The following is a 19,627-nucleotide window of genomic DNA, read 5'->3' as shown; positions in this document are numbered from 1 at the left end:
CCACCTCATCCCACTAAGGCCCCCCGAAACGGTACGAGACGGACTTGCGCGGCCCGCGCCCGCTTGTCAGCCCACGTCCTCGCCCGCGTGCGGGCTCAGCACGCCCGCCGCCACCAGCGCGAACAGCAGCAGCCCGAGCAGGATGCGGTAGACGACGAACGGCATGAAGCTCTTGCTGGAGATGAAGCGCATGAACCAGGCGATGACGGCGTAACCCACCACGAAGGCGATGGCCGTGGCGAAGAGCGTCGGCCCCCACGCCGTGTGTCCCCCCGGCGCCTCTCCCGCGTCCTTCAGCTCGAAGACCCCCGAGGCGAGCACGGCCGGGACGGCGAGCAGGAAGGAGTAGCGGGCCGCGCTTTCCCGCGTGTAGCCGATGAGCAGGCCGCCGCTGATCGTCGCGCCCGACCGCGACACGCCGGGCACGAGCGCCATGGCCTGGCAGAGCCCGAAGACGAGCCCGTCCCGTACCGTCAGGTCCCGCAGCTCCTTGCGCCGTTTCGCGGCGCGGTGCCGCCCGCCGCGCTCGTCGCGCGCCGCCAGCCGGTCCGCGCACCCGAGCACGACGCCCATCACGACCAGCGTCGTGGCGATCAGCCGCAGATCGCGGAACGGCCCCTCGATCGCGTCCTTCAGCAGCAGGCCCAGCACCCCGATGGGGACCGACCCCACGATGACCAGCCACCCCGTCCGGGCGTCGGCGTCGTGCCGCGCCCTCCGGTCGTGCAGCGACCGGAACCAGGCGGCGGCGATCCGCGCGATGTCCTTGCGGAAGTAGATGAGGACGGCGGCCTCGGTGCCGATCTGGGTGACCGCGGTGAACGCCGCTCCCGGATCCGGCCAGTCCGCGAACGCGGCGGTCAGCCGGAGGTGGGCGCTGGAGGAGACCGGGAGGAACTCGGTCAGCCCCTGGACGAGCCCGAGGACGAACGATTCGAACCAAGACATGTGGGCCTGTGCCATCCAAGTCGTCGCGGCCGCGCCGGCACTGCGGCACCGGCCGCCCGATCATGCACAGGGGGAAAGGCGTACGGACATCGCCCGGGTGAACGACTCCTGAATGCGGGGCAGCGGACGGCGGGTCAGGCCTGCCCCGTCTCGAACCGGGTCACCTTCCCGCCGTCCACGGTGAAGTACCACTTGGTGCGCATCTCGCCCCACGTGTCGTTGCGGTAGCGGGCGACGAGGGACAGGCCGTCCTCGCTCTCGGACTCGACGTCCATGTGGCCGTTGGACGTGAAGACCTCGCGGTCGGCCCACTGGGTGAGGTTGCGGTCGGTGCCGTCGTCGGACATCGTGGCGCCCGGCGCGAGGGATTCGTGGAAGGCGGTGCGGTCGCCCGCGTTGAGGGCGCTCACCAGCGTCCGTACGGCGGGGTCGGAGAGTTGCTCGACGGGGATCACGGGACGGCTCCTTTCGGCGGTGTGTCCAGGACAGGACAGCACCCCGGCGGAACCCGCGCGCGCCGGTCCGCCCGGATGGCGGACGAACCGCCCGCTACGGCCGGGACAGCCGCCGCGCCGCCGGACCCTTCTTGCGCCACGCCACGACCACCGCCGCCAGCCCGGTCACCGCGATGAACGCCGTCGCCCCGAGGAACGCGGGCGACGTCGGCGCCGTGGCGTGGCTGCCGGCGATCACGTAGGCCGCGGTGGCGGGCGCGCTCCCCAGCGCGGTCGCCAGCAGGAACGGCGCCCACCGCATCCGCGACACGGCTGCGCAGTAGTTCGCGGCGGCGAAGGGAACGCCCGGGAAGAGCCGGACGGCCATCATCGAGCGGAAGGCGTGCCGGCTCAGCTGCCGGTCCGCCGCCAGCAGCCACCGCCCGCGCAGCAGCGGCCGCAGCGCGTCCTGCCCCAGCATCCTGCCCAGCCCGAACGACGCGGCCGAGCCCAGCACCGTGCCCACCACGGCCGCAGCCGTCCCCGCGGGGGCGCCGAACAGCGCGCCGGCCGCGATGTTGAGGATCGGACGCGGCACGAACGCCGCCGTGCACAGCCCGTACGCCGCGGAGAACAGTACGACGGCGGCGCCGCCCGACAGCTGCGGCCAGCCTTCGGCGAGCAGCCGCTCCGGGTGCAGGGAGAGCACCGTGGCCGCGGCGGCGGCCAGCAGCACCACGAGCAGGCCCAGGCGGAACCACGCGGTCGGCCGGGCGCGCGGACGGTGCTCGGCGGGGCCGGGGGAGGGCGCAGCGGGATCGGACATCGCTGGAGCCTAACCGACAGGGATATAAAGCGGTCGTCATCCCGGAAAGACCGGGCGGGAGCGGAACACTCCTTCCTCATACGTTCACTCGAATGCCGTCCATGCGTCCTCTCCGCGTGGTGGCCCGGAGTCCGCGAAAACCGTTCGACGCCCCGCACCCCGTGCGCGAGCATCGACCGCATGCACCGGCCACTATCAGGCCTTCCGCGCCGCAAACCGCACCTCAACATCGCAGTCCTCGGCCACTCCCGCCACGGCAAGACCACCCTCACCGCCGCCGTCACCAAGGTCCTCGGCGACCGGGGCCGGGCCGTCTTCGTCCCGCCCGCCCGCCTCGACCGCGCCCCGGAAGAGGCCGCACGGAGCGGCACCGTCGCCTGCGCGCACGTCGCCTACGAGACCGACACCCGCCACTACGCCCACACCGACCCGCCCGGCCGGCCCCGCTTCACCGGCAACCTGCTCGCCGGCACGGCACGGATCGACGGCGCCGTCCTCGCCGTCTCCGCCGCCGACGGGCCCGCCGCACAGACCGCCGGGCACCTGCTGCTCGCCCGCAGCACGGGCGTGCGCCACGTCGTCGTCGCGCTCACCAAAGCCGACGCGAGCGACCCGGAGCGCACCGACCTGGTCGAGCGGGACGCCCGCGCCCTGCTCACCGCCCACGGCTACGACGGCGAGCACACCGCGGTCGTCCGCGTCTCCGGCCTGCGCGCCCTCGACGGCGACCCGCGCTGGACGGCCGCGATCGAGGCCCTCCTCGACGCCGTCGACACCTACGTACCGACGCCCCTGCGCTACGCGGACGCGCCGTTCCTGCTTTCTGCGGACAAGGTCTTCACCCTGCCCCGGCGCGGCACCGCCGTCACCGGCGTCGTCGAGCGCGGCACCGTCCTGCTCCACGACCACGTCGAACTCCTGGGCCCGGAGGGCCCCCGCGACATCGTCATCACCGGCCTGGAGAGCTTCGGCCGGCCGCTCGGCGCCGCGCAGGCGGGCGACCGCGTCGCCCTGCTGCTCCGCGGGCTCCACCGCCACGAGGCGCGCCGCGGCGACACCCTCGCCGCGCCCGGCAGCGTCGTGCCCCGCCGCCGCTTCGCCGCGGACATCCGCCTGCTGGGCGCGGACGAGGGCGGCCGGCACACCCCCGTGTTCTCCGGCTACCGCCCGCAGTTCCACGTCCGCACGGCCGGCGTCCCCGGCACCGTGCACCTCGGCGGGCCCGGCGTCGCGCTCCCCGGCGAGACCGTCACGGCGGCCGTCGCCCTCGACCGGGACGTGCCGCTCGAATCCGGCCTGGCCTTCGTCGTCCGCGAGGGAGGCCGCACCGTCGGCACCGGCACGGTCTCCTCACCGCACCCCTGACCGACAATGGGGGCGTGAACGAAGCAGGAGAACCGATACCCGTCACGCGGGACGTGGACTGGGGCACCGCCAAGCTGCTGCCCGACGTGGACCGGCCGCGGGCCTGGCTGCTCACCGTGGAGGGCTCTCCGCAGTCGTACGTCGACCTGGACGACCCCACCCACCTCGAGTTCGAGTACGCCCAGCGGGTCGCCCACGTCCTCGACGCCGCCGCCGAGCCGAACCGCCCGCTCGACGTGCTGCACCTCGGCGGCGGGGCGCTCACCCTGCCCCGCTACGTCGCCGCGACCCGCCCGGGCTCCCGGCAGCGCGTCGTCGAGGCGGACCGCGGGCTGCTCGCGCTGGTCGCCGAGCACCTGCCGCTGCGGCACGGCTCCGGCATCGAGGTGATCGCCGGTGACGCGCGCAGCGAGCTGGAGGCGTCGCCCGCCGCCTCCGCCGACGTGATCGTCGCGGACGTCTTCGGCGGCTCCCGGGTCCCGGCCCACCTCACGTCGCTGGAGTACGCGCGGGCCGCCGCCCGGGTGCTGCGGCCCGCCGGCCGTTACGCCGCGAACCTCGCCGACGGCGCGCCCTTCGCCTTCCTCCGCTCGCAGGTGGCCACCTTCGCGGAGGTCTTCGCGCACGTGTGCCTGATCGCGGAGCCGCAGATGCTGCGCGGGCGGCGTTTCGGCAACGCGATCCTCGTCGCCTCGCATGCCGAACTCCCGGTCGCGGCGCTGGCCCGGCGCGCGGCCGCGGACGCCTTCCCGGCCCGGGTCGAGCACGGCCCGGCCCTGGAGCGGTTCGCCGCCGGGGCCGGGCCGGTGCACGACGCGGAGGCCGTGGGCTCGCCGGAGCCGCCGGGCGGGGCGTTCAGCGTGGGCTGACGCCGGCCGTCCGGGCGGGTGGCGGGTTGAGGGGGTCAGGAGCTCTTGAGGGGTCGCAGGGAGCTCATGATCTTCTTGATGACGTCGTCGGGCACCTCGTCCTCGGTGCCCGTGGCGCTGTAGAGGCACCACGTGGCCAGGTCGCCGTTGACGTCCTTGTACGTCACCGCCACGGACTTGGCGCTGGTGGCGCACTGGTGCTTCTTCGCGACGCCGGTGACCGTCGCCGAGGAGGAGGTGCCGGTGATGCCGTGGTCGCTTTTGAACTCCTTGCCCTTGGAGTAGTTGAACTTCCCGGTCTTCTTCTGGTCGAAGCCCCAGAAGAGCCAGTTCAGCGCCTCGTTCTCGGCGGCGTCGGCCTCGCTCTTGGCGCCCTGGGCGCCCTTGGTGCCGGCGGCGACGGGGGTGGCGTCCTTCTCGCAGCGGTCCTCGTTGAGGAGGGCCACGCCGGTCATGTTGATGCCCTTGCCGTTGGGCGGGAAGCCGTGGTCGTCCTCGTCGTGGAAGCCGAAGCTCGTCCCCGGGGAGGCGACCTTCCACTCCTGCGGCACGTCGTAGGCGACGTGCCGCTTGCTGTTGGTGACGACCTTCCACCCGTCGATCACGGGCTTGACCTCGACGCTCGCCCGCGGATTGTCCGCCGGGTCCTCGCTCGCGCCCTGGGAGGGGGCCGCCGAGGAAGCGGAGGGTGCCGCGGTCGGCGCCTTCGTCGGGTCGTTGTGCGCCACGTTCTCCTTGCCGTCGTCCTTCAGGACGACGACACCGGTGATCACGGCGGCGGCCACCACGGCGACCGCAGCGGTGATCGCGATGATCGTGGTCCGCTTGCGGTTGTCGCGCGGCGGCCCGGGCGCACCGGCCGGGGCCGGCGTGTGCCACTGCTGACCGCCGGCCGGCCCACCGGGCTGCGGCGGGCCGGGGGGCTGCTGCTGGTACGGATTCGGCTGCTGGAGGGTCGGCGGCTGCTGGTACGGGTTGGGCGGCGGGTATCCCGGCTGCGCGCCGGACGGCGGCCCTGACGGGGGCACCGGCGTCTTGTAGGGATTCGAGTCCTGCGGGTTCTGCTCGCCCCCGGGCGGCTGCTGTCCTGGCCACATGGCCGATAACCATAGAGGCAGATGGTGATCCCGGTGAGGCCGCCCCTTCCCCGCCCTTACTACTGACTGGTAACTTGCGGGTATGTCTGAGACCACCCAGCCCTCGATCGGCGACATGCTCCTGGCCACCGTGCCCATGGCCAAGACGCTCAACCTCGTCTTCGAGGAGGCGGGGGCGGGGCGCGCCGTCGTCCGCCTGCCCGACCAGCCCGACTACCACAACCACGTCGGGGGCCCGCACGCCGGCGCGATGTTCACCCTCGCCGAGTCCGCGAGCGGCGCGATCGTCCTGGCCGCCTTCGGCGACCAGCTCTCGCGCGCGGTGCCGCTGGCCGTCAGCGCCGAGATCGGCTACAAGAAGCTCGCCATGGGCCCCGTCACCGCCACCGCCGAGCTCGGCCGCCCGGCCGCCGACGTCGTCGCCGAGCTGGACGCGGGCGGCCGGCCGGAGTTCCCCGTGCACGTGGCGATCACCCGTGAGGACGGCGCGGTGACCGGCGAAATGACGGTCGTCTGGACCCTTCGGCCGAACAAGTAGCCGGTCCGCCGCAACCCGCGGGGCCCTGAGGGAGTCCTCTCCTCCAGTAGGCTTCCCGGCGTGCGCCCCCGCGGCGCACGCCGGGAAGAGATCGTCAAACCGGGGAGGAACCGGCGTTGCACATCCAGGAGTGGCTCGAAACGGTACCGGCGATCGCCGTCTACCTCTTGGTGGGCGGGGTCATCGGGCTGGAGAGCCTGGGTATTCCGCTTCCCGGTGAGATCGTCCTCGTCAGTGCCACGCTGATGGCCGCCACCCAGGACCACATCAACCCCTGGGTGCTGGGCGCGTGCGCCGTCGCGGGTGCGATCATCGGTGACTCCATCGGATACCTGATCGGCCGCAAGGGCGGCCGGCCGCTGCTGGAGTGGCTCGGCCGCAAGTTCCCCAAGCACTTCGGGCCGCACCACGTCGCCACGGCCGAGCGGTCCTTCGAGAAGTGGGGCATGTGGGCCGTCTTCGTCGGCCGGTTCATCGCCCTGCTGCGGATCTTCGCCGGACCGCTCGCGGGCGTGCTGAAGATGCCGTACTGGAAGTTCCTGATCGCCAACGTGCTCGGCGGCGTCGTCTGGGCCGGCGGCACCGTCGCGGTGATCTACTACGTCGGCAAGGTCGCCGAGGAGTGGCTGAAGAAGTTCTCCATGTACGGCCTGATCGCCGCCGTGCTCTTCGGCATCGGCTCGCTGGTCGTCATGCGGATCAAGGCCAAGAAGGCCGAGGCCGCCCGCGCCGCCGAACCGGCCGAGGCCCGGCCCGAGCCGGTCGGCACCGCCGACTGACCGCAGCCGCCGGCTGACCGCAGCGCCTCGTCAGCAGCCCCCGGAACCGCACCGCGGATCCGGGGGCCGTTTTGCGTTCAGCCGCTGCGGCTCGCGTCCTGGTTGATGCTGAGGCGGACCAGGTCCGCGAGGGTGGGCGCCGGGCGTTTGGCGCGGATGCGGCGCAGGTAGGTGCCGACGGTGTGGACGCTGATGCCGAGCCGCCTGGCCGTCTGGTGGTAGGTGAGCCCCGCGCCGATGTGGGCCAGCACCTGCCGCTCGCGGGGCGACAGGCGCGGCGGTCCCGTCTGGACGCTGCGGCCGGGCATCTCGTCTCCATGTGGCTGGCGGAGCCGCTCGGCATGGGTGACCTGCGGCCGGCCGCGGATGAAGTTCCTCCACCCGCGCGACGCTTTAGAGGGATCTAACCACGAACTCTGCTAAATGCAAGTAAAACAGAGTGACTGCCCGGTCAATGCCCCCTTAATCAAAGGCCGGTCGGCTGTCAAGTCCCCAACTTCCGTGGCTCCAGCCCCGCTTCGAACCGGGCGAATGTGAAAGAAGCCGCCGACCGCGGCGCCACAGCCCAGAGCGACCGGAGGGGGACCGCGCGTGGGGCACTTCCGCCTGCTCGTCGTCGGCAACGGCATCTCGGCGTACGGCAGCTACCTGAACATGGTGGCGCTGAACGTCTTCATCTACCACGTCACCGGCAGCGCGCTCACCGCCGGCCTCTTCATGGCCGTACGCCTCGTGACCAGCGTGCTCGCGGGCTTCGTGGCCGGGCGCCTGGTCTCCACCCGCGACCGCAAGCGCCTGATGGCCGGCGCCGACCTCACGCAGGCGATCGCCCTGCTCGCGCTGCTGCTCGCCCCGGACGGCGCCCGCGTCGGCCTGCTCTTCGCCCTGGCGGTGATCACCGGCTCCTGCTCGACGCTCTCCCAGGTCGCGCTGCGCACCAGCGTGCCGGAGATCGTCGGGGCCGAGCACCGGGCCCGCGCCAACGGCCTGCTCGTCACCGGCCGCTCGCTCGCCATGATCGCGGGCTTCGCGTCCTCGGGCCTGGTCGTGGCACAGCTCGGCTACGCCACGGCGTTCGCCCTGGACGCCGTCACCTTCGTGATCTCCGCGGGCGTCCTCTTCATGCTGCCCGTACGGACCCGGGCGGCCGCCGAGGACGCTTCGGAAGGCGCCGCGGGCGCGGAGCAGGAGGAGGCCGGCGCCGCGGGCGGCTTCGCCCGGATGCTGCTGCGCACGGCGCCCCTGCTCGCGGTGATGATCGCGGTGCGGGCGGTGGACGGGCTGGGCTCCTCGTCCCACAACGTGGCGCTGCCCATCTACTCGGACGGCCTGGACCCCGCCCACCCGGCCACGTTCATCAGCCAGTTCTGGGCCACCTGGGCCATCGGCAACATCGTCGCGCAGCAGCTGTTCGGCCGGGTCACCAAGAAGACCGGCCGCACCCCGGGGGAGCGGGCGTTCGCGCTCGGCGCGTGCCTGATGTCGGCGGCGTTCATCGTCGTCTTCGCGGGCCTGCCCACCGTGCCCACCCTCATCGCCGCGCTGGTCGCCGGCATGGCCGACGGCTTCACGGAGATCGTCTACGTCTCCCGCCTCCAGGCCGCCCCCGACGCCGAGCGCGGCCGGCTCTTCGGGCTGTCCGCCTCGGCCGAGAACACCGGCTTCGGCCTCGGCATGATCGTCAGCGCGGCCCTGCTGGAGGCGTTCTCACCGCTGCAGGTCGTGGCCGCCTTCCACGGGCTGGCCATCGCCCTGTGCGTCGTCCTGCTCGCCGTGCTCCTCGCCCGCGGCAGGACCCCCACCCGGAGCCAGGACCGGCCCGGCGACCGCGACGACCGGGCCGCCCGGGACGTATCGACGGCGGAAGGCCGCAGCTCATGACACCCACGCCCCACCACGGGCCCCGCACCGACCGGGCCGTCGCCGTCATCGGACTGGCCTTCCGGCTGCCGGGCGCGGACACCCCCGAGGACTTCTGGCGCATCATCCGCGACGGAACCGACTGCATCACCCGCTTCACCCACGAGGAGCTCGCCGCGGCCGGCGTGCCCGCCGAGCGCTACGAGGCCCCCGACTTCGTCGGAGCCTCCGGGATCCTGGACGACATCACCGGCTTCGACGCCCCGCACTTCGGGATGAGCGCCCGCGAGGCGCAGCTCACCGACCCGCAGCAGCGGCTGTTCCTGGAGTGCGCCCAGCACGCCCTGGAGAACGCGGGGTACCCGGGCGAGCGCGACGGCAGCCGCGTCGGCGTCTACGCCACCGCGGGCTACCACCTGTACACGCTGGAGACCTACCTCCTCAACAACGTCCTGCCGAGTGCGCCCGTCAGCAACTGGATGGCGGGCATGCAGATCGTGACCGGCAACGCCCCCGACTTCACCGCCACCCGCGCCGCCTACCGGCTCGGCCTCACCGGACCCGCCGTCAACGTCCAGACCGCCTGCTCCAGCTCGCTCGTGGCGGTCCAGATGGCCGCGCAGGCGCTGCTCGCGGACGACTGCGACCTCGCCCTCGCCGGCGCCACGGCCGTCCACGTCCCCCAGGTCCTCGGCTACCAGTACGTCAAGGGCTCCATCCTCTCGAAGTCCGGCCGGCTGCGCGCCTTCGACGCGGGCGCCGACGGCACCGTCGGCGGCACGGGCGTCGCCGCCGTCGTCCTCAAGCGGCTGGACCGGGCCCTCGCCGACGGCGACACCGTGCGCGGCGTCATCCGCGGCTGGGGCGTCACCAACGACGGCGCGGACAAGAAGGCGTACAGCGCGCCCAGTGCCGGCGGGCAGCGCGCCGCCGTCCGCCGCGCCCTGGACCGGGCCGGCGTCGGCGCGGACACCATCGGCTATCTGGAGACCCACGGCACCGGCACCCTCAAGGGCGACCCCATCGAGTTCGACGGCGCCACGGCCGCGTACCGCGAGGACACCGACCGCACCCACTACTGCGCGCTCGGCTCGACCAAGGCCAACATCGGCCACCTCGACGTGGCCTCCGGCCTGGCCGGCCTGATCAAGACGCTGCTCGTCCTGGAGCACGGCGTCGTCCCGCCGATGGCGAACTTCACCACCCCCAACCCGCTGCTCGCCCTGGACGGCAGCCCCTTCTACATCCCGGCCGCCGCCCGGCCCTGGCCCGAGGCCGACCACCCGCGCCGCGCGGGCCTGACCTCCCTGGGCATCGGCGGCACCAACGTCCACCTCGTCCTCGAACAGGCCCCCGAGCCCGCGCCCCGCCCGGCCGCCGCCGCGGCCCCGCCGGACGTCCTGCTGGTCTCCGGCAGCAGCGAGGAGGCGCTGGCCGCCAACGCCCGCGCCTTCCGCGACCGGCTGCGGGAGCGGCCCGGCACCCCGCTCGCCGACCTCGTCACCACCGCCGCGCTCGGCCGCGCCCACGGGCGCCACCGGCTGGCCGTCCGCGGCACCACGCCCGCCGCGCTCGCCGCCGCCCTCGACGCCCGGCTCAGCGGCACGGACTCCGCGGCCGTCACGGCCGGCACGGCCCCGCGCGACGGCGCGCCCGGCGTCGTCTTCCAGTTCACCGGCCAGGCCAGCCCGTACCCCGGCATGGCCGGGGAGCTCTACGAGCGCTTCCCCGCCGTACGGGACGTGCTCGACGCCTGCGAGCACCACCACCGCGACCTCGGCGGCGGCTCCCTGCTCGACGGACTCCTCGGCACCGCCGGGAACGGCTCCCCGTGGGCCACCGACACCGCCCAGCCCGCCCTCTTCGCGCTGCAGTGCGCGCTCACGCGGCTGTGGCGGGACACCGGCGTCGCCCCCGGCACCGTCACCGGGCACAGCGTCGGCGAGTACGCGGCCCTCCACGCCGCCGGAGCCCTCACTCTGGAGGACGGCCTGCGCCTCACCGCCGCACGCGGCCGGCTGATGCAGAAGCTCTGCGCCCCCGGCGCGATGGCCGCCGTACCGCTCACCCGCGGCGCGGCCCTCGCCCTCGCCGCCGAAGTCCCCGGCGCGGAGCTGTCCGTGGCCAACGGCGAGCGCTCCCACGTCCTCGCCGGGCCCGTCGCCGCCGTGGACCGGGTGCTCGCCCTGCTGGAGGAGCGCGGCACGCCCGGCGAACGCCTCCCGGTGGAACGCGCCTTCCACACCGCCCTCATGGAGCCGGTGCTGGAGGACTTCCGGGCGGTGCTCGACGAGACCGCCTTCCGGCCCACCCGGATCCCCTTCGTCAGCGCACTGGACGGGACGCTGCGGGCACCCGGCTGGACGCCGGACACCGCGTACTTCCTGCGGCACACCCGGGAACCCGTCCGCTTCGACGAAGCGCTGCGCACCGTGGGCGCGCAGGAGCCGGCGGCCGTGGTCGAGATCGGCCCCCACACCACGCTGAGCGGCCTGGCGCGCCGGGCCCTGCCGGACGCGCGCGCCCTGCCGTCGCTGCGCCGCGGCACCGGCCTCGGCGCCCTGTGGGCCGCGGCGGCGGGCCTGCACTGCGCGGGCGCGGACCTGGACTGGCGGCCGCTGCTGGCGGGGGCCGGGGGCCGCCGGATCCCGCTGCCGGGCTACCGCTTCCAGCACAAGGACTACTGGACAGGGCCGGAGTTGACGGCCGTACGTACCGGAACACCAGCGACAGATGGAGCCACTGTGGTACAGCACCAGGCAGCGGTCGAGCGGGTCGTCCGAAGCATCGTCGAGTCGGCCGCCCGGCACCTCGGGCACGACCCGGACGCCATCACCGGCGAGACCTCCTTCTTCGACCTCGGCGCCGACTCGCTCCAGATGATCAGCGCGCTGCGCGAGCTGGAGCAGGAGTACCGGGTCAAGGTGTCGATGCGGGAGCTGTTCGAGGAGACCGGGACGCCGCTCCTGCTCGCGGAGCTGATCGTGAGCCGGATGGCGGGGGAGGAGCCCGGGGCGGCCGCGCCCGCGGGGCCCGCTGCGGTGCCGGCCGCGCCTCCGGCACCGCCTGTGGCGGAGCAGCCGGTCATGCCGCGGCCCGCCGCGCCGTCCCCGGCCGTCCCCGCGGCCCCCGCGCCCGTTGCCCCGGAGCCCGTCGCCCCGGCGGCCGGCGCCCCCGAGTACGCCACGCGCAGGGAGCTGGAGGACCTCGCCCACAGGCTGCAGCAGATATCGCAGATACAGCTGCAGATGATGTCCCAGCTCTCCCAGCTGTTGTCCCTGCAGACGGCCGCGGCGACGTCCCGTCTGAACGGCGCCGCGGGGGTGGCCCGGTGAGCGGTCTCGACGCCGCCTCCGCGGCCCTCGACCAGGACCTCGCGGCCATGGCCGAGCTCTCGCGGCGCATCGCCGGGCAGATCGGCGGCGGGCCTGAGGGGAGTTCTCCGGACGGAAAGTCGCCGGGCACGGAGAAACCGGCGGTCACGGGCGAGCCGGTCCAGGGCGAGCCGGCGGTCCCGGCCGAGGCGGCGGCCGCCGCGCCGCGCAGCGTGCACGGCCCCCGCGTGACCGTCTCCCGCGCCTCCGGCATGGTCCGGGGCGGTGCTCCGCGCGCCCAGCAGGAGCACCTGGCCGACCTCGTGCGCCGCTACACCGCGAAGACCCCCACCTCCAAGCAGCTCGCCCAGCGCTACCGCCGCGTCCTCGCCGACAGCCGCGCCGTCGTCGGCTTCCGCAGCGCCACCAAGGAGATGCTCTACCCCATCGCCGGCCGCCGGGCGAGCGGCGCCCGCCTGCAGGACGTCGACGGCAACGAGTACGTCGACATCACCATGGGCTTCGGCGTGCTCCTCTTCGGCCACGAGCCGGCGTTCGTCACCGAGGCCGTCCGCGAGCACCTCTCCCGCGGCATCCGGCTCGGCCCCCGCAACGCCGAGACCGGCGAGGCGGCCGAGCTGCTGGCCGGGCTGACCGGCATGGAGCGCGTGGCCTTCGCCAACTCCGGCACGGAGGCCAACTCCGCGGCGATCCGCCTCGCCCGCTCCGCCACCGGCCGCAACAAGATCGTCACCTTCCTCGGCGCGTACCACGGCCACGCCGATACCGTCCTCGGTCGCTCCTCGGGCGGCCCGGACGCCCGGGTCACCGTGCCCGTCTCCCGCGGCATCCCGGACAGCGCCGTCGCGGACCTGATCGTCCTGGAGTACGGCAGCGACGCCTCCCTGGAGGCCATCGCCCAGCAGGCCGGGGACATCGCCGCGGTCATCATCGAGCCCGTGCAGAGCCGGCACCCCGAACTGCAGCCCGTCGAGTTCGTGCGCAGGCTGCGCGAACTCACCGCCCGCCACGGCATCGTCCTCATGTTCGACGAGATGCTGACGGGCTTCCGCCCCGCCCTCCGCGGCGCCCAGGAGCTCTACGGCGTCACGCCCGACCTCGCCACCTACGGCAAGCTGCTCGGCGGCGGCTTCCCCATCGGGGCCATCGCCGGCCGCGCCGACATCATGGACGGCGTCGACGGCGGCCACTGGTCCTACGGCGACGACAGCTACCCGCCCGCGGACACGACGTTCTTCGGCGGCACGTACATCCAGCACCCCGTGTCGATGGTCGCCGCGCGGGCCGTCCTCACGCACCTCAAGGAGCACAGCCCGCTGCTGCAGGAGCGGCTCAACGCGCGGACGGCCGAGCTGGCCGGGGCGCTCAACGCCTTCTTCGAGGCGGAGGAGTTCCCACTGAGGATGAGCCACTTCGGCTCGCAGTTCCGGTTCGACCACCGGGCGGACATGGAACTGCTCTACCACCACCTGATGCTGCGCGGCGTCCACGTGTGGGAGTGGCGGAACTTCTTCCTGTCCACCGCGCACTCCGACGGCGACCTGGAGTTCATCGCGGACGCGGTCAAGGGCTCCTTGCGGGAGTTGCGGGGGGCGGGGTTCTTCCCGGGCACGCGTCCGTTGGCGCCGAAGGCGCCGGCGTCCGATGACGCGGCAGCGTCCGTGGCGGACTTCGTGACCGTGGCGGCGAAGGCTCCTGCGTCTGCCGAAGACGCTCCTGCCGAAGAGCAGAACAAGACGGTACGTGTCGCCGCCATGGCCTGGAACGCGGCCGCGGCCGCCACACCGGCCGCGCCGCAGAAATCCCCCCGCACTCCCGACTTCAGCGTCTACTTCTTCGGCGACTACCCCGAGGACGGCGACCAGCAGGGCAAGTACGAACTGCTCATGGAGACCGCCCGGTTCGCCGACCGGAACGGCTTCCACGCCCTCTGGATGCCCGAGCGGCACTTCCACTCCTTCGGCGGGCTCTTCCCCAACCCCGCCGTGCTCGCCGCCGCCCTCTCCCGGGAGACCCGGCGCATCCGGCTCAACGCCGGGTCCGTCGTCCTGCCGCTGCACGACCCGATCCGGGTCGCGGAGGAGTGGTCGATGGCCGACAACCTCTCCGGGGGCCGCGTCGGCGTCGGCATCGCCAGCGGCTGGCACGCCAACGACTTCGTCTTCTTCCCCGACCGCTTCGGCCGGCACAAGGAGACGATGTACGAGCAGCTGGAGCAGGTGCGGCGGTTCTGGCGCGGAGAGCCGCTGCGCCGGACCACCGGTGACGGCGAGGCCGACGTACGGCTCTTCCCGCGGCCCGTCCAGGACGCCCCGCCGATGTACACGGCCGTGGTCGGCAACCCGGCCTCGTTCGCGCTCGCGGCCCGCCACGACCTCGGCATCGTCACCAACCTGATGACGCAGAGCGTCGAACAGCTCGCGGAGAACATCGCGCTGTACCGCCGCACCCGCGAGGAGCACGGCCTGGACCCGGCCGCCGGCCGCGTGGCCGTCCTGCTGCACACCTACCTCGCCGCTCGTCACGACACGGCCCGCGCCGAGGCGTACGCACCCCTGTCGCGCTACATGCGGGCGTCGCTGTCGCTGTTCGGCGGCGTCACCAACAGCCTCGGGCACAACGTGGACCTCTCCACGCTCAGCGAGGACGACCTCGACGTCGTGTTCCGCCGCGCCTACGACCGCTACTGCGACCAGCGGGCGCTGATCGGCACCGTCGAAACCGTCTCGCCCGTGGTGGACACCGTCACCGCGGCCGGCGCCGACGAGCTCGTCTCGCTCGTCGACTTCGGCGTCGCGCCCGGCGAGCTGCGCGCGAGCCTCACCCACATCGACGCCCTGCGCCGCCGCTACCGGGAGACCACGGCGGAGGCCGCGCCGGAGCCCGCCGCCGTCCTCGCCCCCGCCCCCGTGGAGGCCCCGCTCTCCCCGGGCCAGCAGCGCATCTGGTTCCTGGAGCGCATGCTGCCGGGCCGCACCGCCTACAACGAGACCAAGGCGATCCGCCTCGACGGCCCGCTGGACGTGTCCGCCCTGCGCGCGGCGCTGCGGGGCCTCGTCGCCCGCCACGAGGGCCTGCGGACCGTCTTCCGGGAGACCCGGGGCGAGCCGCGCCAGGTCGTACGGCCGCCCTCCGAACCCGACTTCGCGGTCGTGGACGGAACGGGGCGCGGGGAGGAGGCGCTGCGGGAGACCCTGGCCGCCGAGAGCGCCCGCCGCTTCGACCTCGCCGAAGGCCCCCTGTTCGTCACCCGGCTCGTGAAGCTCGCCGACGAGGCGCACGTGCTCGTGCTGTCGCTGCACCACATCGTGGTCGACGCGGCCTCCGGGGCGGTCCTCACCCGTGACCTGTCGGCCCTCTACCGGTCCTGGCGCGACGGCACCGACCCCGGGCTGCCCGCCCTCACCTGGAGCTACGCCGAGCACGCCCGCGAGCAGGCCGCGGCGCTGCAAGGCCCTGAGGCCGCCGCGGACCTCGCCTACTGGCGCGAGACGCTCGGCGGCGACCTGCCCGTCTTGAACCTGCCCACCGACCGGCCGCGCCCCGCGGTCATGACGTCCAGCGGCCGGGCCGTCTTCCGCACCCTGGACCCGGAGCTCTCCGCGCGCCTGCGCGAGCTGAGCCGGGCCCGCCGCGGCACCCTGTTCATGACCCTGCTCGCCGGCTACGCGGCGATGCTGCAGCGCGTCACCGGACAGGACGACATCGTCATCGGCACGCCCATCTCCGACCGGCCGGAGCGGGCCGCGGACCTGCTCGGGTTCTTCGTCAACACCCTGGCCCTGCGCTTCGACCTCTCCGGCGACCCGTCCTTCGCGACGCTGCTGGACCGCGTACGGGGCCGCGCCCTCGACGCGTACGACCACGCGGGCGTGCCCTTCGAGGCGGTGGTGCGCGAGCTCGCGCCGCCGCGCGTCACGGACCGCACGCCCGTCTTCCAGGTGCTCGCCGAGTACGAGAGCAGCGACCCGTTCCGCTTCGAGCTGCCGGACGTCACGGCCACGCCCGTGGAAGCGGGACCGGACAAGGCCCTGACCGACTTCACCGTCTACTTCACCGACCAGCCGCAGGGCATCCGCTGCCACCTGGAGTACAACACCGACCTGTTCGACCCGGAGACCGCCGACCGGTTCTTCGGCACCTTCCGGGACGTGCTGACGGCGGCCGTCGCCGCTCCGGACACGCCTCTGTCCCGGCTCGCGCAGCCGGCGTCCGGCGCTACCGCACGGTCCGTGCCGGGCGGCCCCGTACGCGCTGCGGCCGGCGGGCCCGCACCGTCCGCAGCAGCCGACGATCTCGCACCGGGCGCGACCGGGGAACCCGGGGTGCCCGGCGTGCCCGGCGGACCCGTGCCCGCCGAGTGGGAGCAGGGCCCGCAGCGCCTCCTGGAGGCGGTCTCCGTCCACGAGCAGGTGGCCCGCCGGGCCGCGGCCGCGCCCGGCGCCGCCGCCGTCGTCGACGGCGACCAGGTGCTGACCTACGGTCAGCTGGAGGAGCAGGCCGGCCGGCTGGCCGCCGTGCTCCGCGAGCGGGGCGCTGACGGCGCCCCCGCCGCCCTGTGGCTGCCGCGCTCCGCCCAGCTCGTCGTCGCCATGCTCGCCGCCCTCAAGGCCGGCAGCCCGTACGTCCCGCTGGACCCCGCCCTCGGCCGGGCCCGCGCCGAGAAGGTGATCGCCGAGTCCGGCGCCCGCGTCCTCGTCGCCCCGCGGGACGGCGCGGAGCGGCTCCGGCTGCCGGACGGCGTCGCCGTCGTGCGCCCCGGCGACACCCCGGCCGGCACCCCCGCCCCCGCGGCGCCCGCCGCCGGCGGCGAGTCCCTGTGCTACGTCATCTACACGTCGGGCAGCACCGGCACGCCCAAGGGCGTCGCCGTCCCGCACCGCGCCGTCACCGACCTCTGCGCGTGGCACCACCGGCGCTTCGGGTTCACCTCCGCCGACCGCAGCGCCCTCGTCTGCAGCCAGAGCTTCGACGCCTCGGTCCTGGAGGTCTGGCCGGCGCTGACCGCGGGCGCCTCGCTGACCGTCGCCGGCGACGCCGTCCGCAAGGACCCGCTCGCCCTCGCCCGCTGGTACGCGGCCCAGGGCGTCACGTTCTCCATCCTGCCCACGGCCCTCGGCGAGACGCTGCTGCAGCTCGCGCCGGACGCCCAGCCGCCGCTGCGCCACCTGCTCATGGGCGGCGACGTGCTGCGCACCCGGCCGCGGCCCGGCACTCCGTACGAGGTCGCCAACGTCTACGGGCCCACCGAGGTCACCGTGCTGTGCACGGTCGAGACGGTGGAGCCCGCCGGCGATTGCGGCGGCGAGCCGGAGGAGATCGCGATCGGCCGCCCCGTCGACAACGTGCGCGTGCGCGTCCTCGACGAGTCGGGCGCACCGGTGCCCGTCGGCACCGTCGGCGAACTCCACGTCGGCGGGCCGGGCGTGGCCCGCGGCTACCTGCACCGGCCCGAGGCGGACGCCGGTCGCTTCCTGCCCGACCCCGACGGCGGCCCGGACGCCCGCCTCTACCGCACGGGCGACCTCGTGCGCTGGACCGCGGACGGCAAGCTGCAGTTCCGCGGCCGCACCGACGACCAGGTGAAGATCCGCGGCTTCCGCGTCGAGCCGGAGGAGGTCTCCCGCGCGCTCAACTCCCTGGAGGGGGTGCGCGAGGCCGTCGTCCTGGCGCGCCGCAACGGCCGGGGCGAGGCCTACCTCGCCGCCTTCGCCGTCCCCGCCGACCCGGTGGGGGAGGGCGAGGGCGACCGGCAGGCCTTCGCCGACCTCATGGCCGACGCCCTGGCCGAGCGGCTGCCCGAGTACCTCGTGCCGCGCGCCTGGACGGTCCTGGCCGCGCTGCCCGTGACCGCCGGCGGCAAGCTGGACCGCGCGGGCCTGCCCGCCCCCGACCTGGTCACGGCCGCACCGGCCGCCTCTCCGGCGCCCCGGGCGGAGAGCCCCGCGCCCGTGCCGCCGGGCGACGTGGAGCGGCGACTCCGGGCGCTGTGGGCCGCCGAGTTCGGCACCGACGGCGGCTCGATCGCGCCCGACGCCTCCTTCTTCGACCTGGGCGGCCACTCGATCACGGCGATCCGGCTGGTCAACCGGGCCCGGGAGGAGTTCGGCGCCGAGTACCCGATGGTGCGCTTCTACGAGCGGCCCACGCTGCGGGCCATGGCGGCGTTCTTCGCGGACGGGCCGTCTGCTGGCGAGGGGATTTCCGGCGGCGAGGACGCTTCAGGCGGCGACGCCGTCGAGCACCGGGCGCCCGCCACCGACCAGCAGGTCCACTTCGCCCGGGTCCAGCAGGGCCACGCGCTGCCGCAGGTGTTCAACGTCGCCATGCGCCTGACGCTCACCGGCGACCTGGACGTGCCCGCCCTGCACACCGCCCTGACCCGGCTCGTCGCCCGGCACGAGGGCCTGCGCACCCGTATCGTCCCGGCCGGCGACGACTGGCAGCAGGAGATCCTGCGGGCCAGGCCCGTGGCCCTGCCCGTCGAGGACCTGACCGGGCTGCCCGCCGCCGAGCGCGAGGCCGCGGTGGCACGGATCTCCGCCGAGGCCGCCGAGACGCCGTTCGATCTGGCCACCGGTGCGGGACCGGCGCTGCGCCTGCTGCGCTCCGGCGAGCGCACCTGGGTCCTGCTGTTCGTCCTGCACCACGCCGTGTGCGACGGCTGGGCCGTCAGCCTGATCCTCCAGGAGCTGGCCGCGCTCTACGGCGCGGCCGCGAAGGGCCTGCCCGACGGGCTGGCAACCGACCCGTGTCAGCCGGGTGCGTACGCGCGCTGGCAGCGCGAGCAGACCGACCCGGCCGCCGAGGAGCGCAAGCTGGCGTTCTGGAAGCGCGAGCTGGACGGCGCGCCGTTCGGCGTCGCCATGCCGCTCGACCGGCCGCGTCCCGAGGAGCTGAGCGGGCGGGGCGACGTCGTGATGTTCACGGTGCCCGCCGACGTGCGCGCGGACGTGGACCGGCTGGCGCGGCGCCGCGGGGCGACGCCCTACGCGGTCACCGCGGCGGCGCTGGGCCGGCTGATGGCCCGCGGGTCCGGGCAGTCCGACGTGGTGTTCAACGTCTCCTACGCCAACCGGTGGCGCCGCGCGTTCGAGTCGCTCGTGACCTGCGCGACCTCCGGGTTCGCCCTGCGGGTGCGCGACGGGGAGGCCGACTCCTTCACCGGCCTGGTCGACCAGGTGGCCCGGACGTCGGTCGCGTGCATCGACGCGTTCATGCCGCCGCGGGACCTGGCGCCCCTGCTGCGGGAGCGGTACGGCATGGAGATGCCGGACCGGCTCGCGGTCGGCTTCGCCTACCAGAACTCGCTGGAGACCGACATCGACATGCCGGGGGTGACCGTGGCGATCGAGGACCTCGCGATCGCGGCCGCCCGGGCGGAGTTCACCTTCGGCCTCGTCCCGGCGGGCGACGTGCTCGTGGGGATGGCCGAGTACTCGTCGGACCTGTGGGACCGGGCGACCGTCGAGGGCTGGATGCGCGACTACGTCGACCTGCTGCGCGACGAGGTCCGGGCGGCCCTCGCGGACTGAGCGGCCCGGCCGGCCGGTGGGGTGAAGATCACAGGTCACCC

General features: G+C 74.4%; 12 protein-coding genes. 7 read left to right on the top strand and 5 right to left on the bottom strand.

All coding sequences use genetic code 11. The annotated features are described in order from the left end of the window. Window positions 1-66: 66 nt before the first annotated feature. The 3 genes from ACOTKD_RS11300 to ACOTKD_RS11290 form a co-directional block, all read right to left on the bottom strand. Window positions 67-948 carry an undecaprenyl-diphosphate phosphatase gene (locus ACOTKD_RS11300; protein WP_424888751.1) on the bottom strand — a complete coding sequence of 294 codons (882 nt, stop codon included), beginning with the start codon at window positions 946-948 and terminating at the stop codon, window positions 67-69. Between the two features lie 134 nt (window positions 949-1,082). Beyond that, window positions 1,083-1,403, bottom strand: coding sequence for a nuclear transport factor 2 family protein (locus ACOTKD_RS11295; RefSeq protein WP_424888750.1), 321 nt, complete (start codon window positions 1,401-1,403; stop codon window positions 1,083-1,085). 94 nt (window positions 1,404-1,497) lie between these two features. Next, complete coding sequence (locus ACOTKD_RS11290) at window positions 1,498-2,208, bottom strand: TVP38/TMEM64 family protein (protein ID WP_424888749.1); 711 nt, start codon at window positions 2,206-2,208, stop codon at window positions 1,498-1,500. A 180-nt stretch (window positions 2,209-2,388) separates the two neighbouring features. Here ACOTKD_RS11290 and ACOTKD_RS11285 point away from each other — a divergent pair, with 180 nt between their 5' ends. Together ACOTKD_RS11285 and ACOTKD_RS11280 are read left to right on the top strand one after the other, a co-directional pair. Next, entirely contained in the window at window positions 2,389-3,573 is a 1,185-nt protein-coding gene (locus tag ACOTKD_RS11285; RefSeq protein WP_424888748.1) for a GTP-binding protein, read from the top strand. Between the two features lie 14 nt (window positions 3,574-3,587). Further along, on the top strand, window positions 3,588-4,442 hold the full coding sequence (locus ACOTKD_RS11280) for a spermidine synthase (protein WP_424888747.1): 855 nt from the start codon (window positions 3,588-3,590) through the stop codon (window positions 4,440-4,442). A 35-nt stretch (window positions 4,443-4,477) separates the two neighbouring features. Here ACOTKD_RS11280 and ACOTKD_RS11275 read toward each other — a convergent pair whose 3' ends face one another. Then, window positions 4,478-5,539: a hypothetical protein gene (locus ACOTKD_RS11275; protein ID WP_424888746.1), complete on the bottom strand. Its 1,062-nt coding sequence runs from the start codon at window positions 5,537-5,539 to the stop codon at window positions 4,478-4,480. 82 nt (window positions 5,540-5,621) lie between these two features. Between ACOTKD_RS11275 and ACOTKD_RS11270 the strand changes: the two genes are divergently transcribed. Both ACOTKD_RS11270 and ACOTKD_RS11265 read left to right on the top strand, forming a co-directional pair. Then, complete coding sequence (locus tag ACOTKD_RS11270) at window positions 5,622-6,077, top strand: DUF4442 domain-containing protein (protein WP_424888745.1); 456 nt, start codon at window positions 5,622-5,624, stop codon at window positions 6,075-6,077. A gap of 116 nt (window positions 6,078-6,193) precedes the next feature. Further along, a complete protein-coding gene (locus ACOTKD_RS11265; protein ID WP_424888744.1) occupies window positions 6,194-6,856 on the top strand; it encodes a DedA family protein in 663 nt (220 codons plus the stop codon). A 77-nt stretch (window positions 6,857-6,933) separates the two neighbouring features. On the opposite strand, the gene ACOTKD_RS11260 is transcribed toward ACOTKD_RS11265, so the two are convergent. After that, window positions 6,934-7,164, bottom strand: a complete 231-nt coding sequence (locus tag ACOTKD_RS11260) for a response regulator transcription factor (protein WP_235482637.1) — start codon at window positions 7,162-7,164, stop codon at window positions 6,934-6,936. 283 nt (window positions 7,165-7,447) lie between these two features. Here ACOTKD_RS11260 and ACOTKD_RS11255 point away from each other — a divergent pair, with 283 nt between their 5' ends. Genes ACOTKD_RS11255 through ACOTKD_RS11245 form a run of 3 tightly spaced genes read left to right on the top strand, consistent with a single transcriptional unit; the run spans window position 7,448 to window position 19,586 of the window. Further along, on the top strand, window positions 7,448-8,737 hold the full coding sequence (locus tag ACOTKD_RS11255; protein ID WP_424888743.1) for an MFS transporter: 1,290 nt from the start codon (window positions 7,448-7,450) through the stop codon (window positions 8,735-8,737). Further along, entirely contained in the window at window positions 8,734-12,051 is a 3,318-nt protein-coding gene (locus ACOTKD_RS11250) for a type I polyketide synthase (protein ID WP_424888742.1), read from the top strand. The genes ACOTKD_RS11255 and ACOTKD_RS11250 overlap by 4 nt, the downstream gene beginning before the upstream one ends. After that, window positions 12,048-19,586 carry a MupA/Atu3671 family FMN-dependent luciferase-like monooxygenase gene (locus ACOTKD_RS11245; RefSeq protein WP_424888741.1) on the top strand — a complete coding sequence of 2,513 codons (7,539 nt, stop codon included), beginning with the start codon at window positions 12,048-12,050 and terminating at the stop codon, window positions 19,584-19,586. Before ACOTKD_RS11250 ends, ACOTKD_RS11245 begins: the two co-directional genes overlap by 4 nt. Window positions 19,587-19,627: the final 41 nt, after the last annotated feature.

The sequence above is a fragment of the Streptomyces sp. XH2 genome (assembly GCF_049725035.1).
GTDB classification, from domain to species: Bacteria; Actinomycetota; Actinomycetes; order Streptomycetales; family Streptomycetaceae; genus Streptomyces; species Streptomyces roseoverticillatus.
Note: the sequence above shows the minus strand (reverse complement) of the source record. Positions and strands in the feature narration are given on the sequence as shown.

Coding starts and splice junctions, on each gene's coding strand:
- ACOTKD_RS11290 (WP_424888749.1), bottom strand. CDS start 2,208: ATGTCCGATCCCGCTGCGCCCTCCCCCGGCCCCGCCGAGCACCGTCCG.
- ACOTKD_RS11270 (WP_424888745.1), top strand. CDS start 5,622: ATGTCTGAGACCACCCAGCCCTCGATCGGCGACATGCTCCTGGCCACC.
- ACOTKD_RS11300 (WP_424888751.1), bottom strand. CDS start 948: ATGTCTTGGTTCGAATCGTTCGTCCTCGGGCTCGTCCAGGGGCTGACC.
- ACOTKD_RS11260 (WP_235482637.1), bottom strand. CDS start 7,164: ATGCCCGGCCGCAGCGTCCAGACGGGACCGCCGCGCCTGTCGCCCCGC.
- ACOTKD_RS11285 (WP_424888748.1), top strand. CDS start 2,389: ATGCACCGGCCACTATCAGGCCTTCCGCGCCGCAAACCGCACCTCAAC.
- ACOTKD_RS11275 (WP_424888746.1), bottom strand. CDS start 5,539: ATGTGGCCAGGACAGCAGCCGCCCGGGGGCGAGCAGAACCCGCAGGAC.
- ACOTKD_RS11250 (WP_424888742.1), top strand. CDS start 8,734: ATGACACCCACGCCCCACCACGGGCCCCGCACCGACCGGGCCGTCGCC.